At 66.7% G+C, this 25,008-nt stretch carries 22 protein-coding genes; 2 read left to right on the top strand and 20 right to left on the bottom strand.

Annotation, left to right across the window (positions count from 1 at the left end; genetic code table 11):
* Window positions 1–30 precede the first annotated feature (30 nt).
* Together prmC and prfA are read right to left on the bottom strand one after the other, a co-directional pair.
* Window positions 31–984 (bottom strand): peptide chain release factor N(5)-glutamine methyltransferase, encoded by a 954-nt coding sequence (prmC, locus tag WG208_RS09490; RefSeq protein WP_337171098.1) that lies wholly within the window; start codon window positions 982–984, stop codon window positions 31–33.
* Window positions 977–2,047, bottom strand: a complete 1,071-nt coding sequence (gene prfA / locus WG208_RS09495; RefSeq protein ID WP_337171099.1) for a peptide chain release factor 1 — start codon at window positions 2,045–2,047, stop codon at window positions 977–979. Before prfA ends, prmC begins: the two co-directional genes overlap by 8 nt.
* Window positions 2,048–2,224: 177 nt before the next feature.
* Here prfA and WG208_RS09500 point away from each other — a divergent pair, with 177 nt between their 5' ends.
* Window positions 2,225–2,929: a Crp/Fnr family transcriptional regulator gene (locus WG208_RS09500; protein ID WP_337171100.1), complete on the top strand. Its 705-nt coding sequence runs from the start codon at window positions 2,225–2,227 to the stop codon at window positions 2,927–2,929.
* A gap of 80 nt (window positions 2,930–3,009) precedes the next feature.
* On the top strand, window positions 3,010–3,957 hold the full coding sequence (locus tag WG208_RS09505) for an MBL fold metallo-hydrolase (protein WP_337171101.1): 948 nt from the start codon (window positions 3,010–3,012) through the stop codon (window positions 3,955–3,957).
* Window positions 3,958–4,041: 84 nt separating this feature from the next.
* Here the strand turns inward: WG208_RS09505 and WG208_RS09510 are convergent, their stop codons facing one another.
* The 18 genes from WG208_RS09510 to WG208_RS09595 form a co-directional block, all read right to left on the bottom strand.
* Window positions 4,042–5,658: a hydantoinase B/oxoprolinase family protein gene (locus tag WG208_RS09510; protein WP_337171102.1), complete on the bottom strand. Its 1,617-nt coding sequence runs from the start codon at window positions 5,656–5,658 to the stop codon at window positions 4,042–4,044.
* On the bottom strand, window positions 5,655–6,347 hold the full coding sequence (locus WG208_RS09515; RefSeq protein WP_337171103.1) for a uracil-DNA glycosylase family protein: 693 nt from the start codon (window positions 6,345–6,347) through the stop codon (window positions 5,655–5,657). The genes WG208_RS09510 and WG208_RS09515 overlap by 4 nt, the downstream gene beginning before the upstream one ends.
* Window positions 6,344–8,332 carry a hydantoinase/oxoprolinase family protein gene (locus WG208_RS09520; RefSeq protein WP_337171104.1) on the bottom strand — a complete coding sequence of 663 codons (1,989 nt, stop codon included), beginning with the start codon at window positions 8,330–8,332 and terminating at the stop codon, window positions 6,344–6,346. Before WG208_RS09520 ends, WG208_RS09515 begins: the two co-directional genes overlap by 4 nt.
* Window positions 8,333–8,336: 4 nt before the next feature.
* Window positions 8,337–9,614, bottom strand: a complete 1,278-nt coding sequence (locus WG208_RS09525; protein WP_337171105.1) for a DUF4105 domain-containing protein — start codon at window positions 9,612–9,614, stop codon at window positions 8,337–8,339.
* Window positions 9,615–9,619: 5 nt separating this feature from the next.
* Entirely contained in the window at window positions 9,620–10,624 is a 1,005-nt protein-coding gene (locus WG208_RS09530) for a Gfo/Idh/MocA family oxidoreductase (RefSeq protein WP_337171106.1), read from the bottom strand.
* A gap of 54 nt (window positions 10,625–10,678) precedes the next feature.
* The gene (locus WG208_RS09535; protein WP_337171107.1) at window positions 10,679–12,082 is read right to left on the bottom strand and encodes a SpoIID/LytB domain-containing protein; all 1,404 of its coding nucleotides are present in this window, start codon (window positions 12,080–12,082) and stop codon (window positions 10,679–10,681) included.
* An 8-nt stretch (window positions 12,083–12,090) separates the two neighbouring features.
* Complete coding sequence (gene hemL, locus WG208_RS09540) at window positions 12,091–13,506, bottom strand: glutamate-1-semialdehyde 2,1-aminomutase (protein ID WP_337171108.1); 1,416 nt, start codon at window positions 13,504–13,506, stop codon at window positions 12,091–12,093.
* Between the two features lie 3 nt (window positions 13,507–13,509).
* Window positions 13,510–14,931, bottom strand: coding sequence for a 30S ribosomal protein S12 methylthiotransferase RimO (rimO, locus tag WG208_RS09545; RefSeq protein ID WP_337171109.1), 1,422 nt, complete (start codon window positions 14,929–14,931; stop codon window positions 13,510–13,512).
* Between the two features lie 287 nt (window positions 14,932–15,218).
* Window positions 15,219–15,554: a nuclear transport factor 2 family protein gene (locus WG208_RS09550; RefSeq protein WP_337171256.1), complete on the bottom strand. Its 336-nt coding sequence runs from the start codon at window positions 15,552–15,554 to the stop codon at window positions 15,219–15,221.
* 53 nt (window positions 15,555–15,607) lie between these two features.
* The gene (locus WG208_RS09555) at window positions 15,608–16,108 is read right to left on the bottom strand and encodes a YajQ family cyclic di-GMP-binding protein (protein ID WP_337171110.1); all 501 of its coding nucleotides are present in this window, start codon (window positions 16,106–16,108) and stop codon (window positions 15,608–15,610) included.
* 9 nt (window positions 16,109–16,117) lie between these two features.
* Entirely contained in the window at window positions 16,118–16,978 is an 861-nt protein-coding gene (locus tag WG208_RS09560; protein ID WP_337171111.1) for an RNA polymerase sigma factor RpoD/SigA, read from the bottom strand.
* Between the two features lie 215 nt (window positions 16,979–17,193).
* Window positions 17,194–17,940, bottom strand: a complete 747-nt coding sequence (gene lepB, locus WG208_RS09565; protein WP_337171112.1) for a signal peptidase I — start codon at window positions 17,938–17,940, stop codon at window positions 17,194–17,196.
* A 3-nt stretch (window positions 17,941–17,943) separates the two neighbouring features.
* Window positions 17,944–19,428: an aldehyde dehydrogenase family protein gene (locus WG208_RS09570; RefSeq protein ID WP_337171113.1), complete on the bottom strand. Its 1,485-nt coding sequence runs from the start codon at window positions 19,426–19,428 to the stop codon at window positions 17,944–17,946.
* A gap of 167 nt (window positions 19,429–19,595) precedes the next feature.
* Complete coding sequence (locus WG208_RS09575; protein WP_337171114.1) at window positions 19,596–20,162, bottom strand: hypothetical protein; 567 nt, start codon at window positions 20,160–20,162, stop codon at window positions 19,596–19,598.
* Between the two features lie 44 nt (window positions 20,163–20,206).
* Window positions 20,207–21,580: a sigma-54 dependent transcriptional regulator gene (locus WG208_RS09580; RefSeq protein WP_337171115.1), complete on the bottom strand. Its 1,374-nt coding sequence runs from the start codon at window positions 21,578–21,580 to the stop codon at window positions 20,207–20,209.
* Entirely contained in the window at window positions 21,577–22,473 is an 897-nt protein-coding gene (locus tag WG208_RS09585; RefSeq protein WP_337171116.1) for a hypothetical protein, read from the bottom strand. The genes WG208_RS09580 and WG208_RS09585 overlap by 4 nt, the downstream gene beginning before the upstream one ends.
* Before the next feature lie 100 nt (window positions 22,474–22,573).
* A complete protein-coding gene (locus WG208_RS09590; protein WP_337171117.1) occupies window positions 22,574–23,755 on the bottom strand; it encodes an ABC transporter permease in 1,182 nt (393 codons plus the stop codon).
* On the bottom strand, window positions 23,752–24,996 hold the full coding sequence (locus tag WG208_RS09595; protein ID WP_337171118.1) for an ABC transporter permease: 1,245 nt from the start codon (window positions 24,994–24,996) through the stop codon (window positions 23,752–23,754). The genes WG208_RS09590 and WG208_RS09595 overlap by 4 nt, the downstream gene beginning before the upstream one ends.
* Window positions 24,997–25,008: the final 12 nt, after the last annotated feature.

Raw genomic sequence — 25,008 nt, forward strand, 5'->3', positions numbered from 1 at the left:
TCGATGAGATATCTGAGATATCGATGAAGTTCAGGATCCGCGACGGGCGACGAGCACCCGCTCGCGACCACTCAGATCGGCGATCACCTGCACGGCCTCGAATCCGGACTGCTCCGCGAGGACCGCGGTCTGCCGCGCCCGCCGGGCATCGAGTTCGAGCACGATCCATCCGCCGGGTTCGAGGATGCGAGGCGCCCCGGAGAGCAACGCCTGATATCTCGCCATACCCTGCTCCGCGGCAAATAGCGCCACGGGAGGTTCCCAGTCGCGCACACTCGCCGGCAGAGCCCCGGCTTCGTCATACGCAATGTACGGCGGGTTGGAGACGAGCACACGGGCGTGCGCATTACCAAGCGGTGAATTCTCCGGCTGCGCCTCGTCGAACGGGGCGAGATCGGCGCCGGCCACGAACGCCACCGGCGCCGCCCCCGGATACGCCGCGGCCACACGGACCGCGTTCGCCCGCGCCACGTCCAGCGCGTCCGATGAAATATCCGTGGCGATGACCCGATCGAAGCGCCCCTCGCAGGCAAGGCTCAGGGCAATGGCGCCCGACCCGGTTCCGATGTCCACGGCAATGCCGCCGGGGCGGTCGGCCGTCACGCGCAGCGCTTCGCCCACGACCACCTCGGTCTCCGGTCGCGGGATCAGGACCCGCCGGTCCACCGCCAGCACGAGTTCCCGAAACGCCGCCGTGCCCACCGCGTACGCCAGCGGTTCACCGGCTCCACGCCGCGCCAGCGCGCGGTCCACGCGCGCCACGGCATCGTCCTCCAGTACGGCATCCTCCATCATCCGATGAACGAGCGCCGCCGGCGTGACACCCAGCACGGCCGACACGAGCCAGCGCGCCTCCTGCGATGGCGAAACGGTGGTCTCCTCGCGTTCCGCCAGTGCGGCCTGCGAGGTCGCCAGCGACTGCGTCAGTGACTGCGTCAGTGATGTCGTGACCCGGGCCAGCACTGCCCGCAACGACTCAGCCACTCAGCTTCTCTTCCGCGTTGGCCAGGGCCAGTGCATCGAGGAACGGACCGATATCGCCGTTCATGACACTGTCGATGTCGTACAGCGTGAGCCCGACCCGATGATCCGTCACCCGCCCCTGCGGGAAGTTGTAGGTGCGGATCTTCGCCGACCGATCGCCGGTGGAGACCTGCGACTTGCGCATGCGCGAACGTTCGGCCTCCTGCTCCGACAGACGCAGATCGAGCAGTCGCGCACGCAGTACGTCCATGGCCTTGGCCTTGTTCTGCAACTGTGACTTCTGATCCTGCTGCGACACCACGATGCCGGTGGGAATGTGCGTGATGCGCACTGCGGAGTCGGTGGTGTTCACGCTCTGCCCACCGGGCCCCGACGAACGGAACACGTCGATGCGCAGATCCTTCTCGTCGATGCGCATGTCCACCTCCTCGGCTTCCGGCAACACGGCCACCGTGGCCGCCGACGTGTGGATGCGCCCCTGGGATTCCGTGGCCGGTACACGTTGTACCCGATGAACACCTGATTCCCAGCGCAGAATGCCGAAGACGCCGTCGCCCGCCACCTTGAACACGGACTCCTTCACGCCACCCAGTGTCCCCTCCGACCAGGAGATCGGCTCGATGCGCCAGCCGCGCCGTTCGATGAACCGGGTATACATGCGCAGCAGGTCGCCGGCAAAAAGACCGGCCTCGTCCCCGCCCGTTCCCGCCCGGATTTCCACGATGGCCGGACGGTCGTCGAGCGGATCCCGCGGAATGAGCAGGGGCAACAGGGCCTTCTCCAGCCCCTCACGCTCCTCCTCCAGCCGGGTCACTTCGGCCCGGGCCTCGGCGGCAAAATCGGGATCGTCGCCGCCCGCGAGTTCGCGGGCTTCGGTCAGCTCCTGCTCGGCCTTCTGGAGTCGCGTCGCCTTGGCGACGACCTGGGCGAGGCGGTGGTGCTCACGACCAAGCTCGGCCAGACGGGGCGCATCCTTCGTCGTCTCCGGATCGGCGAGGAGCTGCTCCACTTCGGTGGCGCGTTGCAGCGCCTCGGCCATTCGGTCGTGAAGGTGATTCAGCATACTGGGATGGAATTCGTGATATCGGTCACGGCGGACCGACGGCCCCTGCGGTTAGGTATAAGTCGGTCGTTACCGACACCCCCTGTCGCGGATCCGTCTGCAGACTGCGGGTATCACAGAAAGATACACGACACGAGGTGATTACATATGGTGACCTTCGGCTCTCCCCCACTCCGTATGACGCCCCCCACCATGAGCGTCTCGCTCGAACGCATCACGGATTTCCTCTCCACGGTCCCGCTGTTCCGGGAGCTGGAGCGGTCGGCGGTGCGTGGCTTCGCCGAGGTGACACGTGAGCAGCGCTTTGCAAAAGGTGCGCTCATCGTCTCGGAGGGCGATGCGGGTGACGCCCTGTACGTCGTTCGCTCCGGTGAGGTGAAGGTCGTCCTGGTGGGTGACGACGGTCGCGAGGTGATCCTCCAGGTGCTCGGGGTGGGCGATCACTTCGGTGAACTGGCGCTCATCGACGGGCGTCCGCGCTCCGCCCACGTCGTGGCGACCCATGCTTCCAGCCTGCTGGTGCTGCGCCGTCCCGAATTCCGCCGCCAGGTGGAACAGAATCCCAAGGTGGCCTGGGAGCTGATGGTGGAGCTGTCGCGCCGGCTGCGTCAGGCAGACGGCACTATCGGCAGTCTGGTGCTGCTGGATGTCCCGGGCCGCGTAGCCAAGGTTCTGCTCGAACATGCGACACCGGGCGAACCGGCCTCGCTGGTCAAGCAGCTCACGCATCAGACCATCGCCCAGATGATCGGGGCCAGCCGGGAGACGGTGTCCCGCGCGATGTCGGAGTTCCAGGATCAGGAGATGATCATGGTGCAACGTCGCGTGGTGACCATCGTCAATCGCGCGGCGCTGGAAGCCAGGGCCCGCCCCCGCGCCTGACCGGCCGGGGCTGGGCCATGGGAATGCCATGGTCCCGGTGACCCCGCGTTCGTCCACCGTGGTTGTCCTCGCGCCTCGCGATGCCTGACTCCGCCTCTCCTTCCTCGTCATCGGCCGAAGACGGTCCGCGCGCGCGTGTGCGCTTCTGGGGCACACGCGGCACGTGTGCGTCTCCGGGACCGCGCACCGTCCGGTACGGGGGCAACACGCCCTGCGTGGAAGTGCGGGCCAATGGCGGGCCCACACTCGTGCTCGATGCGGGCACGGGTATCCGTGCCCTGGGACAGCACCTGCAGTCCCGGTTGAAAGCCACGCCGGTGCCGGACATGCCGGCGTCGAATCCCGGTCCACAGGACCAGGCGATCCATCTGTTCCTCACACACCGGCACGCGGACCATGTGATGGGGCTTCCCCACTTCGCGCCGCTGCATTCGCGTTCACGGAGTGTGCACGTGCGCTGCGGGGACGGCGATTGTCCGACGCTCACCCAGTTCGTGTCTTCGCTGGTGAGTCCACCGTTGTTTCCCTATGTGGACGGACTGGCCGGACAACTGCTGGTGCACGAGTGGCCCACGGGTGAGGTGAGCGTGGGGACATTCCGTGTGCATCGGTTCAACGCCAATCATCCCGGTGGTGCGGCCATCATTCGCGTCGACGATGCCACCGGACCGATCATGGCCTATGCGCCGGACAATGAACTGGCCCTGCACGCCACCCAGGCCGAGCATGTGGAATGGCTGGCGGGCCTGCGTGATTTCCTGAATGGCGTTCCGTTGCTCGTGCACGACGCGATGTACCGGCCGGACGAACTCACCCGTCACGCCGGGTGGGGGCATTCATCGGATATGGAAGCGGTGCAACTCGCCATGGACTGCGGCGTGCAGACACTGGCCCTCTTCCATCATCATCCGGATCGTGATGACGATGCGATCGAACGCATCGTGGACGAAGCGCGGCATCATCTGCTCGAACGGAAGTCGCCGCTGCGGACACTGGCCGCCTGGGAAGGGCTGACGCTCTCGGTGTAGCGCGTCGTGCGTCAATAGAGCATCAATAGGACGTCATACATGGCATACATTGGCACACATGCATGGCGCGTCACGCACAGCGCCTCATCCCCATCCACCGCCGCCCGGCGTCTCGATGGTGAGCACGTCTCCTGCCTGCATGGTCACGCGTGTTTTTGCGGGCAGCACGGTGTCGTTCAGCAGATTGCGTCCTGTGACTCCAGGTGCGCCGCCATGGGCGCCCGGTGGTGCGACCGTGCGCCGTTCGGTGAGCAGTGTGGCGGTACAGGGCACCATGGCCTGATAGCGACGGATCACGCCGTCGCCGCCACGATGTGTTCCGGCGCCACCGCTACCACGTCGTACCGCGTATTCCACCACCCGCAGCGGATACGCACGTTCGAGTGATTCGATGGGGGTGTTGCGCGTATTGCTCATGCCCACGTGCACGGCATCTGGCCCATCACCACGCCGACTCGCGCCCTGTCCTCCGCCCAGCGTTTCGTAGAAACTCCAGCCGGGTGCGCCGAGGGTGACGTTGTTCATGGTGCCCTGCCCCGCTGCCGGAATCACCAGATCGTGTACCCCGATCGATTCGGCCGCGGCCGCCAGCGCCGCGAAACACACATCGGTGAGGCGCTGGGAAAGTTCCACATTGCCCGCCGCCACGGCACTCGGTCGTTTGGCGTTCGCCACGCAGTCATCGGGAATGACGAGCGCCAGCGCGCGCGCCACGCCGTCGTTCACGGGCACGTCGTCGTCACACAGCACCCGCAGCACGAACACCGCCGCCGCGCGGGCCACGGCCGGTGGTGCGTTCACATTGCCGCGCACCGCCCCCGATGTGCCCGTGAGGTCGAGATGCAGCGTGCCATGAGCCACCGACGCCGCCACCACGACGGGAATGGGCGCTTCGCTCACCCCATCACTCTCCAGCACATCCTGTGCGGTGGCGTGCGCGCCTTCCAGCAGCGCGAGACGGGCCCGCACGCGCCGTTCGGTGTAGTCCAGCAGGGCATCGACCGCGGCGGAGAGCATGTCGGCGCCCATGCGTGCATGCAGTGCCTGCCATCCGAGGGTGCCGGCCGCACAGGCCGCGCGTTGTGCGCGCAGATCGCCCTCGCGTTCGCCCGGTGTCCGCACATTGGCCAGCACCAGACGCAGCACATCGGCCTGCGGCACACCCTGCACTTCGATGCGTACCGGCGGCACGATGAGGCCTTCCTGAAAGAGCTCCGTCGCCCCGAACGGCATGCTGCCCGGACTCATGCCGCCCACATCGGCATGATGCGCACGCACCGCGGCGTACCCGATGATCTGTTCCGGCGCTTCCGGATGCGCGATGACCTCCACCATCGTGAGGTCGGGGAGATGGGAACCACCATGCGCCGGATCGTTGAGCAGGAACACCTCGCCCGCCCGCGCGCCGGCGGCGCGTACCGCCGCCACCGATTCGGGCATCGCGCCCAGATGCACCGGAATGTGCGCCGCCTGCGCGACCATACGCCCTTCCGCATCGAACAGGGCACACGAGGCATCCCGACGCTCGCGGATATTGGGCGAGATGCTGCTGCGCTCGAGCAGCCCGCCCATCTCCTCGGCGAGCATGGCCACGCCCTGCGAGAAGACCGTGAGTTCGAGTGCGTCGAACTTCGTGCCGGATCTCCCGTCGAGTCCCGCATCGAACTTCGTGTCTGGCTTTGCATCGAACGACGTGTTCACGATGCATGCTCCGCGGATGGCGCGGGATACCCCGCCTCCAGCACCGCCTGCTGACACTGCTGCATCCACGCCTCCTGCAGATCGGCCAGCCGCGCGCCCTTGCCGCGGTTGGGCGCCATCGAGAGCAGTCCCTGCGCCGAGGGATGTGGCAACGCGCGACACACCAGACTGGCCGCGAGGAGCGGATAGCGCGTCAGACACGCCTCGATGGTGCGCGTCGCGACCTTGCCCAGCGTCACGACACCGCGCAGGTCGCGTTTCAGCAGCTTCGATATGTCGGCATGGAGACGCGCGAGATTGAGATCGTTCTCGAGTTCGGCGCGGGTGGGCGTACGGAACGTCATGCCATTGTCGGTGGGACAACGATCGAGGGCATTGCCCAGTGCCACGCCGTGGGGTTCCGGACGCAATCCGGCGGCGGCGAAACGCCCGCCATCCCATGGCATGCTGCGCAACGCGTCCGGCAGCGACATGGCGCCAAGTCTCACCAGTGCGGTGTACAGATGCTGCCCCGCGCCATCGCCGAAGAAGGGATATCCACTCTTGTCGGCCCCGCGCGGTCCCGGCGCTTCACCCACCAGCAACACATGAACCGGCCCCGTTTCCGGCACCAGCATGGGCACCGAGATCCCACGGATACGCGCCTGGGCCCGCGGAGTCGTTGCGCCCGCATCGGACGAATTGGTCACGCGTCCATCTCCAGCATCCATCCACCGATATCGAGTGGGCGGGCCGTCCATCCGCGGGCCACGAGCATCGTGGCATCCGGCAGACGGACCACGGCGTGCCCTCGCACGCGTGACGGCACGCCCTCGCTGGCACGTGTCCAGCGAATGGTGCGCGCCGTGCCGCTCAGGGTCGTCCGCAGACTGATGAATTCCACCACCCGATCGAGTGCGAAGCCGGTGCGTGCGACATGGCGCTCCACGAAACGCTGCGCCACACCCGTCACCGTGTCCGTTTCCGTCACCGGCACATCGAGTTCGTATCCCTGACCCACATAACGCGCCCGCAATGTCCAGCGCACGGTGAGATCGTGTGCATGCGAGTGCGAGTGCGAGTGCGAGTGCGACGAAGATGCCTCACCCGCTCCATTGCCCGCGTCCAATGTCCGCCGTGTCGTATCGAGCAGCGCCCGCAGCGCCTCGTCGGACCAGACATCGGCGGTGATCATGCAACTGGTGAGTGATTCGTGTCGTTCGGGTGCCATAGCGAGTCCCACGGCGCTCAACACACCCGCATACGGCGGCACGATCACCCGTCGCATGCCCAGACGTTCGGCCAGACCACAGGCATGCAACGGACCGCCACCGCCGAACGCGATGAGCGGAATGCCGCGCGGATCCACACCACGCTCCACCGACACCCGCCGCAACGCACGCGCCATCGTGGCGTCGGCGGTACCGATCACCGCCTCCGCCGCGCGCTCCACCGACACCCCCAGCGGCGCGGCGATGGTGCGCATCGCACGCACGGCCTCTTCGCGACTGATGTGCACTCCGCCACTCCATGCTTCCGCGGCGATCGTGCCCAGCATCACATGCGCGTCGGTGACGGTGGGGCGTTCCCCGCCACGGGCATACGCCGCAGGCCCGGGCAACGCACCGGCACTCTCAGGGCCCGCGCGCAACGCGCCGCCATCGTCGAGCCACGCGATGCTGCCGCCGCCCGCGGCCACCGCTTCCACCAGCACACGGGGCAACGCGATCGGCACACCGGCCACCGCGCCGCCCCGCTCGACGAGTGGCTCGCCGTCTTCGATGAGCCCCACGTCGGCGCTGGTGCCGCCGATATCGATGGTGAGTGCCCGCGGGATTCCCAGCGCCCGCGCCACAGCGGCGGCACCGGTCACTCCGCCCGCCGGGCCGGACAACGCCAGCGCCCCCGCATGCACCGCGGCGACATCGGCCGTGAGTGTGCCACCAGCCGATGTCATCACACGGGGCGCCGGATATCCCCGCTCGGTCAGACGATGGGTCAGTCCGGACAGATAACGTCGCACCACGGGCCGCGCATACGCTTCGGCCACGGTCGTGGCCATGCGTTCGTACTCGCGGATCTCCGGCAGCACCTCATGGCTGGTGATGACATCGACCGTGAGTCCGCGGCGTGTGATCTCCTCCCGCAGCGCCTCGGCCAGTCGCCGCTCGTGTATGGGCTCGGCGTACGCGTGCAGCAACGTGATCGCGACGGTCTCGGGTTCCAGCGCGAGCACTGACGATACCACCTGCGTCACCGTTGCCTCGCTCAACGCCTGCACCACGCCTTCCGGTGCGATACGTTCGGCCACTCCCACCACGCACTCACGAGACACCAATGGCAGGGGATGGTGACGCGAAAGATCGTACAACGCGGCGCGTTCCTGCCGGCGCAGTTCGAGCAGGTCGGTGAAGCCCTGTGTCGCACAGGCCACCACACGCGCGCCCCGACGTTCCAGCAGAAGATTCGTGACGACGGTCGTGCCATGCGCAATGCTGTCGATCTGTTCCGCGCGCACCTCTGCGGCCATCAGCGCATCGAGCACCCCCTGCGCACGATCGCCGGGGACACTCAGCACCTTGCTGGTGACCACGGTGCCGTCGTCGTGCAATGCCGCCAGATCGGTGAAGGTGCCCCCAACATCGATCCCGACGGCCATCGACTCATGCATCGACCCGCGGACCATCTCACCCATCGTATCAGTTCCGGCCGGCGCGCGACAATGCAGACGGCACGGCGGGCGCGATCAGGGCCAGCATCAGGTGCACCGGCAGCACCACCAGCATCACCACCATGCTGCCCTGCGCGAACATCGGCACATGCAGGAGCACCATGGCCAGTACGGCGAACACGGCGATGATGCGCGCCAGTGCCACTGCGGCGCGCCCCACACGGGACGCATTGGTGCGCCAGGGCCAGCACGCCGCGGCCACCAGCAGCAGCGGATTGAGCGCGAGCAACGAGAGGTTGCTGCCCATATACGGCGCGTGTTTGGTGACGGTGGCCGCCAACAGCAGCGCCGTGCCAAGCACGCCGCCCACCGCATACCACGTCACGCCGAGCACGGAAAGCAGCGTGCCGCCGGCCACACCGCGCACCAGAAACAACACCGCGGCAAACCCGAGTCCCAGCAGCGCCGCCGCCAGGAGACGTGTGGGAGCGACATCCGGCAGCGGTGTGCGTTGCGCCGTGAAGATGACGGAATCGCTGCGGACCAGTCGATCGCCGCCCGCCGAGACCGACGCCAGGTGATGCGCCAGACGCTCGGGGAGAAACGACTCGCCCCAGGCATCGAGATGCGCGTCGGCGTTGCGGCCCAGTGCAATCTCGATGCCCGCATAGACCGGAAGGTCACTGGCCGTGATGCGCGCCGTTTCATCGCGCCAGGTGTGATGGCCTTCGGTGGTGGAGAAGGCGGTCTTCAGCGTGCCACCCAGTACCCAGTCGAGCGCATCCCGCACGCGGGTGGAGCAGTTGTCGCGATAGTAGTCGTACCGGTAGTACTTGTTCTGTTCCTGCGCATTCCAGGCCAGGAAGTCGTACAGCGCGCCGCGCTGGGTGGGCGTCAGTGCGAGCACCTGACGCCGGATCGTGCGATCCTCGCCGCGATAGGCCGCATTGAACTGATCGGTGCGATAACCGGCCATCCAGTACTTCGTGTCGCCGGTGAGAAAGCGGCCGAGGAAGTTCGGTTGATTGAAATCGAACATGCCCCAGTTGAACGCGACATCTTCGCCGGTGACGCTGTCGCGCATGGCCAGTGCAATGTGTCCGAATCGCTCGAACACGGCATCACCGGGGCCGTAGGTGTAGACCGTGAATTCGAGCGATTCGCCCCGCGTCGCGCGCGCGCTGTCGAGGGTGGCCGACGCGCCCGGTGGTGGGGGCGGCGGTGTGGCGGGCACATTGTCGACCGGCCCTGCTCCACAGCCCATCAGTCCCACCACGAATGCCACGAGAACAGACCGCGTGCGCATCGACGTCAGAAACGGATCTCCTTCCCATCGTCGGCGGCCTTGTAGATGGCGTCGACGATGCGCTGCAGGCGGACCTGTTCCGTGGGCGGTTCGTACTGCACCTCGCCACGGATCATGGCGAGGAAGTGCGCGATCTCCGCGCGATAGCTCTGCAGGAACGGGCTTTCGCGCGAAGCCGCTCCCGACGGCGACACATCGACGGCGCGTCCGTTGAGTTCCTTGGTGACCCGCAGCGGCGCCAGTCGGGCCGATCCCCGCGTGGCGTGCACCTCGAACCACCAGCGATCCTCGTCGCCCACACAGGCCCACGCCAGATCCATGATCAGCACGAGTCCGTTCTCGCATTCGAGGAACACCTGCATCGCATCCTCGACCGCGCCGGCGGCGCGCCCGCGGCGCATGCTCGACGTGACGCGCACCGGCGTGGGTTCATCGGCCAGCCACAGCGCGAGATCGAGCAGCGGAAAGCCCTGCTCGAGAAACACGCCACCACCCGATTCCGCACGGCGATTGCGCCAGCCATCGGCGTTGCGCCGCACCTGCAGCGAGCCGGTGCGGATGGACGTCACCTGTCCGAGTTCCGCGTTGCGGATGAACTGATCGAGCGCCTGCACATCGGCCCGGAAGCGATGGTTGTGTCCAACCGCCAGCACCCGGTCGGCGCGCTGCGCCGCGGCGATGCACCGCTCCACACCACGTGGCGTGAGCGCGAGCGGACGTTCGCAGAGCACATGCAGTTTCTGCCGCAGCGCACTCAGCACATGCGGCTCGTGAAGATGATTGGGCGTGGCGATGACGACCGCGTCGAGTTCGTCGCTGTCGAGCAGCTCTTCGAAATCCGTGAAGACATCGGGCACGCCGAACCGATCGGCCAGCGCCCGCGCCTTCGCGCCATCGTTGTCACACAGCGCGACGAGCGAAGCACCGCGCAGCTTGGACAGAACCGGGATGTGCGTCAGCTGGGCGATCGCGCCCGTTCCGACCACGGCGATGCGAACGCCGTCCTTCATTCAGCCTCCAGGGGTGTCGATGCGTCCGATCGGGTGCCGACCACCGGCAGTCGATCAGTCCGCGAAGCCGACGACTGTCCCCGGATAGTAGTGGCGCAGGATGGCGCGGGCATCGATGCCGGCCCGTGCCCGGCCGATCGCTCCCCACTGACACATCCCCACCCCGTGGCCATTGCCAGCACCGCGCAACGTGACAGCGGTGAGCTGCCCACGGGTACGCGATTCGCGGTCCACGGAAAAATACGTGCTGGCCAGAATCGCGCCACGCGCATCGCTCAGAACCGCACGGATATCACGCGCGGGGACCGTCACCGTCCCGCGGTCCGTATGCAGCACCAGGGTGGCCGCACGACCGGACGGCGTGCGGGTGCCCACTTCGAGGCCTTGCACGGCCGCCGGACGGGGGTCCCGCGCACCGGCCGTCTGCAGGGCCCGCCGCACCACCTCACGCAGCCGCGAGGCGTCGAATTCCGCTTCCCAGTGATTCCGTGGCGACAGATCGCAGTACGCGCGCCCCGTGCGCGGATCGATATCGTCCACCGGCTGCAGATAAGGCTCGTCACGCACATCCCGCCAGGCTTCACGCGGGCCGGCCGTGCGTCCGCCGCACGAGGAAAAATACGGCGCATCCACGATGAGTCCGCCATACCGCAGCACCAGCCCCGCCGTGGCGTCGATGGCCTGATTCACGACCGGATGTTCCACGTCCATGCCGGCATAGACCTGATGCTGCACACTGCCGGTCATGTGCCAGCCACGGGCCGGCTGCTGCGCTCCGTCGGTGGGGACGCGCATGTAGCTGTAGCTGCGTGCCGCGATGGTCTGCGCCTCGATGGCCGCCAGATCCCCCGCCTGCCGCGTCCCGATCTCGATGGGCACGACCCCACGCAGATAGTCTTCGATCGGCACGCGGTTCACGACGAGAATGCCGGTGTCGGTGGGGGTGAAGATGAGCTCCCCACGATATCGCCGGTTGCCGAACCGCAGATGACTCTCTCCCGCCGCCGGACGGGCCACGAACGGCCCTTCACGCCACGGCGTGGCATCGTTGCCTTCGCCCGCGATGCGCAGCAGCCCGCCGCGCTGCTCCACCCGCCAGGGCTCACCGCCACTGCCACGCACGAGCGACGCACGCCCGCCCTGCTCCTCGATGACCCAGGCACCGGTGGCCGTCACCGCCGGTGCCGCGGCCTTTCCGTCGATCGCAATGAGCGCCAGACGGTCCCGATCGAGACGTCCCGATGCTTCACCCCGCACCAACGGCGCGTGACTGCCGGTCGGCGCGGGATTGGCCGGTGCCGATGGCCCTGCGGGTGCTGCCGGTCCTGCCGGCGACTGACGCGGGGCACACGCCACGGCGACTGCCATCGCGACGACCATTCCACCGAATGCGGTGGGCGCCAGCCATGGCATGACCGGTCGCGAACGACGGGGAGTGGCGGGCGATGGGGCGGACATGCGTGAAATTATTTCGTGCCGGGGGGCGATGATGCGCCCGACGAGGCTGTGGACGCAGCGTTCGACGCAGCGTTCGACGCGACATTCGACGCGACATTCGATGATTCGCTCGGCGCTTCATTCAACGCCTCACCCAGCGCCTCGTCGAGTCGTGACAGGGTCTCGCCGATTTCCGCCGGCCCGTGCGCCGACGACATGAACGCCGCCTCGAACGCCGACGGCGCCAGACTCACGCCGCGTCGACGGGCGGCGTGGAAGAAACGCCGGAACAGTGCCACGTCCGACTGCTTCGCGTCCTCGAAACTCCGCACGTCGCCGTCGCGGAAGAAGAAGCCCCACATGGAGCCCACGTGACGCGCGGACAGTGGCACCCCATGACGCGCGGCGATTGTGCGCAGGCCTTCCACGAGCGCGGCCGTCTGCTGCGTGATCCCGTCGTGCACCGAGCGGGTGAGCGCGCCCAGTGTGGCGGTGCCCGCGGCCATGGCCAACGGATTGCCGGACAACGTGCCCGCCTGATATACCGGCCCCGTTGGCGCGATGTGCTCCATGATGGTGCGGGAACCGCCGTACGCGGCCACGGGCAGACCACCACCGATCACTTTGCCCAGGGCGGTGAGATCGGGCGTCACGCCGAAGTACTCGGCGGCGCCCCCGAATGCGATACGGAATCCGGTCATGACTTCGTCAAAGACGAGCAACGCCCCCGTTTCGTCAGCGATCCGCCGCAGCCCCTGAATGAAGCCCGGCGCCGGCTCGATGAAGCCGCTGTTGCCGACGATGGGTTCGAGCATGATGGCCGCGAGCGGCACCTCACGCGCGATGCGCTCCACCGCCTCGAGGTCGTTGAAGGCACAGGTCAACGTGAGGCGGGCTAACCCCTCGGGCACACCCGGCGAATCGGGGAGTCCCAGTGTGGCCACACCGCTGCCGGCCCGGACGAGAAAGCTGTCGCCGTGCCCATGATAACAGCCGTCGAACTTGAGGAGATGTTCCCGCTTCGTGACGGCACGCGCCAGACGGGCAATGCTCATCGTGGCTTCGGTGCCGCTCGACGTGAACCGCACCATTTCGAGATGCGGCATGCGATCGGCAATCGCATCGGCCAGCACCACTTCACGCTCGGTGGGCATGCCGAAGCTCGTGCCGTCCTGCATGGCGCGCGCCACGGCCTCGAGCACCACGTCCGGCGCGTGACCGAGCACCAGCGGCCCCCACGACAGCACGTAGTCGATGTAGGCATTGCCGTCCACGTCCCATACCCGCGCGCCCTTGCCACGCGCGGCCACGAATGGCTCTCCCCCCACCCCACGAAACGCCCGCACCGGGGAATTCACGCCCCCCGGAAAACGGGTGCGCGCCCGCGCCATGATCTCGGCGGAGCGCGCATGGGGCACCTGCGGATGATGCGACATCTCGGTCATGAATCAGCGTCCAAAGCTGCCCGCGGTGCCCCCATTCACTCCCACCAGGGGAAGCTGCCGCGAAGGTTTGACGAGCGTGGCCGAGGCGGGTGCGTCCACCACCCCCCGCAGCGTGGCGGCAAAATCATAGTCGTCGACCACGTGGTCGACCTGCACGTCGACGAAGGCGCCGGGAACGATGCGCGTGCTTCGCAATGCGTCCGGCACGGTGACATGCATCAGCCCATCGATGTCGTCGGCCTGCCAGGGCGCCCGGGCCACCCACACGTCCGGAGCATCCCCGCGACGTTCGACGAGCACCCGCGCATCGCGACCGAGGAATCGTTCGTACCGCTCGGCGGTGATGGCGCGCTGCAACTCCTCGATGTGTTCCTTGCGTTCCTGCTTGATGGAGTCGGCCACGTCGTCGTCCATGGCCCATGCGCGTGTGCCTTCCTGCGGCGAGTAGGTGAAGACGCCCACCCGATCGAACTGCATCTCCTCGAGGAAATCGCAGAGGATGGCAAAATCGTCTTCGGTCTCGCCGGGAAAGCCCACGATGACACTGGTGCGCACGGCCAGATCCGGCACGATCTCGCGATAGCGTGCCAGACGCTCACGGATGGTCTTCTGTCGTTCCGGTCGGCGCATGCGCGCCAGTACGGCATCGCTGCCATGCTGCATGGGCGTATCGAGCCAGCGCACGATGCGCGGGTTCGCCGCGATCACTTCCAGCAATCGCGGCGTGATGCCGGTGCTGTAGAGATACATGTTCCGGATCCACGGGATGCTCGTCTCACGCACCAGCGCTTCGAGCAACTCGGGCAGCGCGTTGCCGTCGCGGCGATCGCGTCCGTAGTGCGCCAGATCCTGCGCCACGAGATTGATCTCCCGCGCGCCCTGTGCTTCCAGCAACTGCGCCTCACGCACGAGTTCCTCGAGCGCGAACGAGCGATGTTTGCCGCGCATGAGCGGGATGGCGCAGAACGCACAGCCGTGATCGCAGCCTTCGGAGATCTTGAGGTAGCGCACATGCGCGACGTCGCCGCTGAAGAGGCGCACGCCGGGGTGTTCCACCAGCGACCCGCCGATGAGTCCCCGCTCCACGAGTTCGGGCAGCAGCCGATCGGTTTCGGAGTTGCCCAGGAAGACATCCACCTCGGGCAGCGCCTCGAGGAGTTCGTCCTTGTGACGCTCCACCATGCAACCGATGGCGAAGACGGCCTTGCAGCTTCCCTCGTCCTTGAGGCGCGCGGCCTCCACGATGGCCTCGATGGACTCGGCCTTGGCCGCGTCGATGAAGCCGCAGGTGTTCACGACCACCACATCGGCGTCACGCAGATCCTGCACCGGCTCGGCGCCATGGGCGACCAGGTCGGCCAGATACCGCTCGGAGTCCACCGTGTTTTTGTCGCACCCGAGGGTGACCAGACCGAATTTGAGCATCCCTGAATGATAATGGAATCGGGGCGGTATCACCCCAGGTCCGGCAACCTCCTCCCTGACCAGCTCCGCCCTGCTTCCTCACCCGTGGTTCCCGGGATCATCCGTGCAGATATGGAGCGGAGCTCCACGATTGCGAGGGTGATTCAGCCCCTGCCCCTGGGCCTCTGTGAGGCGGGGCGAGGCGGCGAGACTCGGGCCGGACATCCAGCCTGGAGAAAGAACCGGGAGTCTGAAGGGCGCCCTGCGGGCGCGATACCTGCACGATGAACTGCCGGATACCGGCAGGATCAGTTCGAGCCTTCCCGATAACTCTCCCGTACGATTCGCCACCCATGTGGCGTGAACACCCATTCCGCCGAATAGTGTCCACGCTGCTCATGGACGCGGCCTTTGGCCGTCCAGCGCCCCACCCAATGCCCATACTCGCTGGCGCGCAGGGGCCCGTCGTGCACGATCACCCGCTCGGCCGTGCGCACATAGCCTCCGAACCCCGGCTCCGCCATCTGCATCGCGAAGGCGTCACGGTTTGCGATACGACCGCGCAGAATCGGGCCACCGGCAACCGCGACTTCGATATCCTCATGCATGAACGACGCGGTCCGCTCCGCATCGTGCGCGGCGATGGCTTCGTTCGACTGCTGCCGCAGTGCGCGGATGTCCGCGGCGTGATCGCGCGTCAGCGGTAATTCCCGAACTGCAACTCCACCCCGTAGTCGCCCTTGCGCAGCAGCGTGATCGCCTCCTGCAGCGCATCCTTGTCGGGGCTCGACACGCGGACCTGATCGCCCTGGATGCTGGCCGTGACTTTCTTGAGCTTCGCTTCCTTGATGGCCGCGCTCACCTTCTTCGCGGTGTCGCTGTCGAGCGCCATCTTGAGTTTGATGTCACGACGCATGATCTCGCCGCCGCCGGGCTTGAGATCGGTGACCTCGAGATTCTTCACCGGCACACCACGCTTGACCAGCTTGCCGCGCAGCACGTCCAGCAGCGCCTCGGCGCGCATCTCCCCCTCGGCTTCGAGCTTGATGAGATTCTCGGCGCGCTTAAAATCGATGAGCACCTCCGATCCCTTGAAATCGAAACGCTGCGCCACTTCCTTCTGCGCCTGATTGACCGCGTTGTCGACTTCCTGCAGGTCACACCCGGTGGTGACGTCAAACGAATACGTCGATGCCATGACTGCCTGTTACCCCAGAAAACTTTCGAGTGATTTGGAACGGGAGACATGGCGCAGTCGCGACAACGCCTTCTCCTTGATCTGCCGGACGCGTTCACGCGTGATGCCGAGCAGTGAGCCGATCTCTTCGAGGGTCATCGGATCGGATCCGTCGATGCCGAAGTAGAGACGCAGGATTCGCGCCTCACGCTCCTTGAGGCTGCCCAGCGACTCTTCGATGGCCTCGGTGAGCGCCTTGTCGAAGGTCTGGTCCTCGGGCGTGGGGTGCATCGTGTCCGGCAGGTAATCCAGCAGCCGGTTGTCCTCGCCGGGCGTGAGCGGCGCGTCGAGCGACAGATGCACCTGGGAGATGGACATGGTCTTGGCCACCTCCTCCTCGGTGATGTCCATGCCGTCGGCGATCTCGGCGTGCGTGGCTTCACGCCCCAGTTCCTGCAGCAGCGCGTTGGCCCGCTTGCCGATGCGGTGCAGCGTGCCGGCCCGATTGAGCGGCACCCGCACGATGCGCGACTGTTCCGCGAGCGCCTGCAGGATGGCCTGGCGGATCCACCAGACCGCGTAGGAGATGAACTTGATCCCCTTGGTTTCGTCGAACTTGTGTGCCGCGCGAATGAGGCCGAGGTTGCCTTCGTTGATCAGGTCGGACAGCGACACGCCCTGATTCTGATATTTCTTGGCGACGGAGACGACGAAGCGCAGATTGGACCGCACCAGTTTGTCGAGGGCTTCCTGATCCCCTTGGCGAATGCGTCGGGCCAGTTCGGCCTCTTCTTCCCTCGAGATCAGCGGATAGGCGCTGATGTCACGCAGATACTGGTCGAGAGACCCTTCGTCGTACGACGCTTTCTTCTTCGGGGGAATGACCGCCATGGCGAACGGGCTCGAAGCGCTGGTAGATCGTGCGGGCACCGCGCGGGAGGGGATACGCGGTGGTCCTCCTGAACAACACATCTGCGACAACCGGGTCGATCCGCACCGACCGACACGCCGGCGTCATGCCACGATTTTCGTACGATCCGCAGCACGATTAAGGGTGAACTAGCACGGTATCGTTCGTCAACGCATCCCGCGAAAAATCGCGAAAGTCATCGCACGACGGCGCCGAGTCGTGGCCAGCGGATGCGGGTGAGCCACGGGGCGCGTGCGGTCGAATCCGGCTCGAAGCTGAAGTACACGATCCAGGGGGAGCCGCGCAGCAGTGAGTCGGGCACGAATCCCCAGGCACGGCTGTCGAGCGAGTTGTCGCGATTGTCGCCCAGGACGAAGTAATGGTGCGGGGGTACGACCAATGGCCCCCAGTCGTTGCGCGGGGCTTCATCCTGCAGTTCGCTGATCATCCCGCGCAGGGCCCATGTTTCCCGTTGCGGGGCTCCGTTGCGCAGCAGCACACCGGCCGCCATCGCGACCGTGTCGCCGGGAAGCCCCACGAGCCGTTTCACGAACGCCACGTCCGGATCGACGGGCCAGTCGAAGACGACCAGATCATTGCGCTGCGGAGCACGGAGTGCCGGCAGGCGCTGACGCCAGATGGGCACTTCGGCGCCATACACCAGTTTGTTGACCAGCAGGAAATCCCCCGGCAGCAGGGTGCGCTCCATGCTGCGGCTGGGAATGCGATACGCTTCGACGACGAAGGTGCGCAGGACCAGCGCCAGCACGCCCGCGATGATCAGGAGACGCCACAGGCCACCGCGCTCACGACGCACGCCGGGCGGCGGCAAAGCGCCGCCGCGGCGACCATGTGTCCACCGGGAGAACCACCATCCGCCACGCCGCGATCGATTCGCGGCGCGGAGGGCGTCCTCCCGTCGCCGGAAGTCGACGGGAGTCACTGCTCAATAATTGTCGATCTGCGCCCGCTGGAGCGCACCCGAGTAGTCCACGTAGCCGACCTTCGTCTCCGAATAGAACTCGTAGACTTCCCACCCACCTTCCCGGTGACCGTTGCCGGTCTCCTTCACGCCGCCGAACGGCAGATGCGCCTCGGCGCCGATGGTGGGCGCGTTGATGTAGGTGATGCCGTTGTCGAGATCCTGCAGCGCGCGGAAGGCGACGTTCACGTTACCCGTGTACACGGAGCTCGAGAGTCCGTAGCGCACCCCGTTGTTCACCGAGAAGGCTTCGTCCACCGATTCCACGCGAATGACGGACAACACGGGACCGAAGATCTCCTCCTGGTCAAGGCGCGAGCCGGCCGTGACGCCCGTGAAAATCGTGGGCTGGAAGAAGAATCCCTTGTCGAGTGCGCCGCCGGTGGCGCGTTCACCGCCGCACACGAGCGTGGCGCCCTGTTCCCGACCGATGCGTATATACCGCTCGACTTTTTCCCGTGCGGCTTCGTTGACGAGCGGGCCGACATCGGTGCCGGCGACACGTCCGTCGCCCAGACGCAGCGCACGCGCGCGGTCGGCCAGTCGCGCGACAAAGGCATCGTGAATGCCCGCCTGCAGCACGAGACGGCTGGTGGCCGTGCAGCGCTGTCCCGTGGTCCCGAATGCGCCCCAGAGCACGCCATCGAGCGCGAGATCGAGATCGGCGTCGTCGAACACGATCTGCGCGTTCTTGCCGCCCATTTCGAGCGACAGGCGCTTGTGCATGCGCCCGCACGTCTCGCCCACGAAACGGCCCGTTTCCGTGCTGCCGGTGAAGGAGATGACCGGCACCTGCGGATGCTCCACCAGCGCTTTGCCCACCACTTCACCCATGCCGTGCACGAGCTGGATGACTTCCGGCGGCAATCCGGCCTCCAGCAGGATCTCCACCAGCACCGTCGCGGTGTGGGGCACGTCCTCGGCCGGCTTGAGGATGACGGCATTGCCACACAGCAGCGCCGGGAACGCCTTCCACGTGGGAATGGCCAACGGGAAGTTGAACGGGGTGATGAGACCGCACACCCCGATCGGGCGGCGCATGCTCATCGCCCACTTGTTGGCGAGTTCGCTGGGCACGGTGTGACCGAACAGTCGACGACCTTCGGTGGCCGCATAGTACGCCGTATCGATGCCTTCCTGCACATCGCCGCGCGTCTCGGCGAGCGGCTTGCCCATCTCGCGCGTCATGATGTCGGCCAGCTCCTCCTTGCGCGCCGCGAGCAGATCGCCCACACGACGCAGCACATCACCACGTGCCGGCGGCGGTGTCCGCTTCCATCGCTCGAAACCGCGCCGCGCACTGGCGACAGCCGCTTCCACATCGGCCACGCCGGACGCCGGGAAACGACCGATCAGATCGTCCTGGTCGGCAGGATTGCGATTCTCGAAATACGCATCGGTCGACGGCGCCACCCACTGGCCGCCGATGAAATTCCTGAAGGTAGACATTGGGGAAAGATAGTCGCGCGGAGTGGGTTGGAAGAACAGCGTTTCCGGGTTCTGGGTTTACGGTTTGGCGTGGAACACCCGGGTTGTGGGTCGCGAGTCCCATGTCACGGGACCCATCACCCGGCTTTTCACCCCCAACCCCACACCCCCCACAACCCGGAACTGCCCTACAGCGGTGTCGTCGGCTGCGTCGAATCGGTGGTTGGCGACGTGAGTGACGCGCCCTCGCACGACCATGTCGCGGCGCGCGCTTCCGTCGGCACCGCATATCCCACCCGCGGGAGCACTTCCCGCGCACCGAGTCCGATCCCCCATACGGTCACGAGCAGCGAAGCCACATGCGCGAGTCCGAGACGATGCCGCCATGTACCCACCGCGCTCCATATGCCCAGCAGTGCCACGCCACCGGTGGCGGCGGTGAAGCCGATGAGTGGCGTGCCGCACCGCGCCGGCCAGGGCCAGAACATGAGTCCCGCCGCCGCTCCCACCGCCACGATGACTTTGAGCCAGGCGACCCAACTGCGTCCCGCGGACACCGTCGCGGCCGGAGCCGGCGCAGCGCCGCCGGCGGGGAGGGCGCGCGTCTGCGTTGCACGCGTCACACCACCGGCCGCTCCCTGCGCCCCCGCACCCGGCCCACCGGCGCCCTGCGACGTGGCAAGGAGCTGCTCGTCCGAGATGGAGGCGAGTTGTTTGTCGATCTTCGCGAGTTCGGCGTCCCAGTTCTTGGACATGTGATTGGACGGGTGGCGCAGCGTGGGAAATGCGGGTGAAAAAGTCAGCCCGGCAGGCTCTCTCGTGTCAGAGCATAACGCTCGATCTTCTTGTAGAGATTCGAGCGCGGCATGTCCAGAGCCCGCGCGGTCTCCGACACGTTCCAGTCGAACGCCCGCAACTTGGCCTGCAGAAAGGCCCGCTCGGCGGCCTGCTTGAACTCTTCGAACGTGGCACAGTCGAGCAGATTGCCCAGACCCGACGGTTCCGCCGTACGGCGCCCCACGAGACGCTCCACGTCGGCCGCGCTGATGGAGGCCGCACTGGCCAGAATCACCAGACGCTCCATCGTGTTGCGCAGCTCGCGGACGTTGCCGGGCCAGTCGAGCTCGGACAATCGCTGCAGCGCCTCGTCGGTGATCGAGCGCGCCGGGAGACCGTCACGCTCGGCGAATTGCTGCAGGAAGTGCCGCACCAGCAGGGAAATATCCTCGCGGCGCTCCCGCAACGCCGGCACCGTGATCGGCACCACATTCAGCCGATAGTAGAGATCCTCGCGGAAGCGTCCGGCGGCGATCTCATCTTCCAGATTCTTGTTGGTGGCCGCCAGCACCCGCACATCCACCTGCACGGGTTTGTTTCCACCGATGCGGGTCACCACACCGTCCTGCAACACGCGCAGCACCTTGGCCTGCGCGCTCTGCGACATATCGCCGATCTCGTCGAGAAACAGCGTGCCGCCATGGGCCTGTTCGAACTTGCCGGCGCGGTCGCTGATGGCGCCGGTGAACGACCCCTTCATGTGTCCGAACAATTCGCTTTCGATGAGTTCGCTGGGGATGGCCGCGCAATTCACTTCGATGAACGGCTTGCGCGCCCGTGGCGAACCCCGGTGAATGGCCCGCGCGACCAGTTCCTTGCCCGTGCCGTTCTCGCCGGTGATCAACACCCGCGCCGGTGTACCGGCCACCCGCTCGATGCGCTCGAGCAGGGAGCGGATGCCGAACGAACGTCCCACGATCTCATAGCGCGACTCGATGGTCTCGCGCAGCCGCTCGTTTTCCTCGCTGAGCTGCCGATTGGCGAAGGCATTGCGCAGCAGGACGAGCACACGATCGGTGTCGAGCGGCTTCTCGAGAATGTCGTATGCCCCGAGTTGTGTAGCCTCCACCGCCGTCTGAATGGTGGCGTGCCCGCTGATCATCACGACCGTGGCGTTGGGATCGGCCTGCCGCAGACGCTTGAGCACCTCGAGGCCATCGAGCCCGGCCATCTTCACATCGAGAAACACCAGTTGCGGCCGGAAGCTGTCGTAGAGGGCGATGCCCTCGGTCCCGCCACTCGCCGTCCGGACGTCGAACCCTTCGTATTCGAGAAGCTGGCCCAGGGCCTGTCGGATGCCGGGTTCGTCGTCGATGACGAGAATGCGTCGGGTCATGGTGTGGGTTTCGTGGAAGCGGATCCCGGGGCGGGAGTCGCACGATAGAGCGTGAGCTTGCCATTCACGACGCGCACGTCGCTCACGGAAGCAGGCAACGGTATCGGCAGACCATCGTCGGCGAGGCCGGCAAGGTCGATGTCGTTGCCACGATCTGCTGTGGTACCCGCGGAGGTCCCCGTCCGTTCGCGTCGGGCGCGAAGACGGTGCTCACCCTGCTGCCGCAGCGTGCGCACCAATGGCGGGATGAAACGCGGCGGAACATCGACCCCCTTGAGACGCAACTCACGCACCCGGAACTGGGCCACGCCAGGACGCACCGGTTCGACGGGGCCGGCAATGAACAGCGTATCGGTGCCATCGAGCACCCCCCCCAGCACCGTGCCCAACGCGCCCGTGCCCGCGACATCGCGCAGGGACACCACGGCGCGCACGAGCAACTGCTCGCCGTCGAGGGCGAGTTGCACCGACTGCGCGGACGGCGGCAACTGTTGCATCAGCGGTGCCAGCACGCCGGCGATCTGCGAAGCCGACAGCGACACATACGCGGGGCCATTGCGACTCCGCAGCGGCGCGAGCACACGATCGAGTGCCGCCGCGCGACTGGCCGAGGAACCCGACGCAGACGATGGGGACGCGGACGGTTCCGACGCCGTGGCGCCGGCAATGGTGACCCACCCCAACGTGCGATCGCGGGCTTCACGGGCCTTCCGGCGTCGCTCGGCTTCCTCCGAGGCGATGCGCGGCCCGTCGTTGCTGTCGTAGCGCTCACTGGCACGCGCCGCCACATCGGTGACGCGGTCCGCCGCGCCCGACGCCGCTCGCGAAAGCACCGATGGCAGACGATCGCCATAGAGCCAGTATCCGACGGCGCCCCCGGCCACGAGGATCACCGCACAGCCGATTCGTGTGAGACAGCCCAAAGCGCAGGGGTTGAGGTGCCCCGCAAGCTACGACGGAAGCCCTCCCAATGACAGCTCCGCGCCTTGCGCGCTACCGATCGGACACGACGTCCCCGACGGGGATACGCGGGTCGGACGCACCCCGGCGACCTCGCGCCACCAGTCCCCAGGCCACGAGCAGATACACGGCGCTCAATCCCCAGAGCGCGAGCCACGACGCACGGACGTCGGCCAACGACGCCCCCATCTGCACCACCCGCTGCGCCCCCGCAATCGCCTGCGTACTCGGCAACAGCTGCGCGAGCGCACGAATCCACACCGGCATGGCTTCCGCCGGGAAGGAGAACCCCGATATGAAGATCGCCGGCAGACTGGAGAACATCAGCGCCTGCAGCGCCGACTCCGCGGTGAGAAACAGACGCGAGAGCGCGAGGCCCAGCATCGCCGTCGCCACCAGGAAAGGCAGCAGAAACAGCATCAGTGCGGGCAACGCCCCGGTATGAGGCAGTCCATACAGCCGATAGGCGATGAAGTACGAGAGCACCACCTGCACCAGATAGATCCCCACGTAAACCAGGGCACGGCCCAGCACACGCGTGAGCCCATCGTCACGCGACAGGATCTCCGTCGACCGTTCGCGCCGACCGCCGGCCAGCGTGCCGATGCCGATCAGCATCGTCTGCTGCAGCACGAGAATGAGGACCGCGGGCACATTCGCATTGCCATACCCCCCCACGGGGTTGTACAACGTCCTCACCACGAGCGGCAGCGGATCGCGCGCCTGTCGAGCCGACGCGGCATCGAACCCGCTCGCCTGCAGGCGTCGCAGCTCGACACCGGCGGAAAACGTGCCGATGGCAGCCGATGCACCGGTGGCGATCTGACTGTACACGGAGAAGTAGCTGGCATCGCCGTACACACCGACGATCACCCGCTCTCCCCGCTGCACATGTCGTTCGAATTCGCTCGGGATGACCACCGCGCCATGCACGATACCTGCCCGTACACGCTCCTCGGCCTCCCTTTCGCTCCCCACGATCTCGTGCACACGCACCTGTTCGGCGGCATCGATCATGCGCGTCACCTGCCGGCTCATCGCCGAACGATCGAGATCGACCACCACGATGCCGATATCACGCGCCACCTGATACAGGAAAGGAATGGGATAGACCAACGCATAGAGCACCGAGGCCGCGATCAGCACAGCCGATGCGCCCCGGTCCCGCCGGATGGCACGCCATTCCTGACGCGCCCAGTACCAGATGCCTGTCATGTTCGCCCCCAGCACTGCGGATCACGCAGCGCCCGCCGCAGCGGTCTCACAGCGAGCAATGCCGGAACGGCCACGAACGCCATCAGCGTCGCTGCCAGTGGCGCCGACTGGCGCACGCTGGCCCCCACGATGACCTGCTGGGTCTGCAGTTCGAGATAGTGGGAGAGCGGCAGCACCACCGACCAGAGCTGCCCGGCCACCGGCATCGCAAATCGCGGAAACGAGACGCCGGCCACCGCGAATGCGGGCCCGGCAATGAACCCCGACGCACTCGTGGCGACACGGAGATTCGACGTGAGCGCCACCAGCAACACGCCCAGCGCCTGATACGCCATCACCAGCAACAGCATCGCGGCGTGCAACAACGGGCGATTGCCCGCCATCGGCAGATCGAGCGACCGGAGCGCCACCTCCAGCATCACGCTGCCCAGCAGGGCATACCACAGGGTGTACGGCAACAGCTTGCCGATCACGGCGATGCCGGCCCGGCCTCCCGCCGCGGCCAGCCATTGTGCCGCCGTGGACTGCTTCAACTCGACGCCCACGACATGCACCGCCATCACCAGCACGAACACGTGCAACAGCGTGGGAATCAGCGCGAGGAAGAGATAGGCCGCGTAGTCGAGCGCCGGATTGTAGAGCGGATGCAGTTGCGTGCGAACCGGTTCCGCCGCGACCAGCGCGGTCGACGGCGCTGCGCCCCGCGCCACCCGTCGACCCACCTCGATCTGCGCGGAGACGGTGCCGACGGCCATCCGCACATCGCGCGTGATCGTGCTGGCCGGCAGCAGCCACTGTCCATTCGTGTACAGCAGGATCGGCGTGCCCTGCGCGCGTGCGGTCTGCTGCTCGAGTCCCGCCGGGATCACCACCACGGCGTAAGCTTCACCGCGCTGCAGGACCTGCTCCACATTGCCGATGGCCGACGTCCGGGACACGACACGCACCGATGCCGTGGCATCGATCGCGCGGACGACGCGGCGGGAAAGCGCGCTGCCATCGGCATCCATCACCACCACGGGCAGGTCGCGAGCCACATGACTGCCGAAGATCGCACGCAGTACGCCCCAACCGATCACTGGCAGAATCAGCAACAGCAGCGGGTAAAGCCGTCGCGCCCGTAGGCGATGCAGCTCCCGCCGTGCCACGGCCGTCACGCCGGTGTCGCGGCGTGAGAATCCCGTCGACGTCGCGCCATCGGCATCCCCGTTGATGGTGGCGCTGCCTGTCGTGCCACTCACGCGACGTCTCCC

It is taken from the genome of Gemmatimonas aurantiaca, from assembly GCF_037190085.1.
In the GTDB taxonomy this organism is placed as follows: domain Bacteria; phylum Gemmatimonadota; class Gemmatimonadetes; order Gemmatimonadales; family Gemmatimonadaceae; genus Gemmatimonas; species Gemmatimonas aurantiaca_A.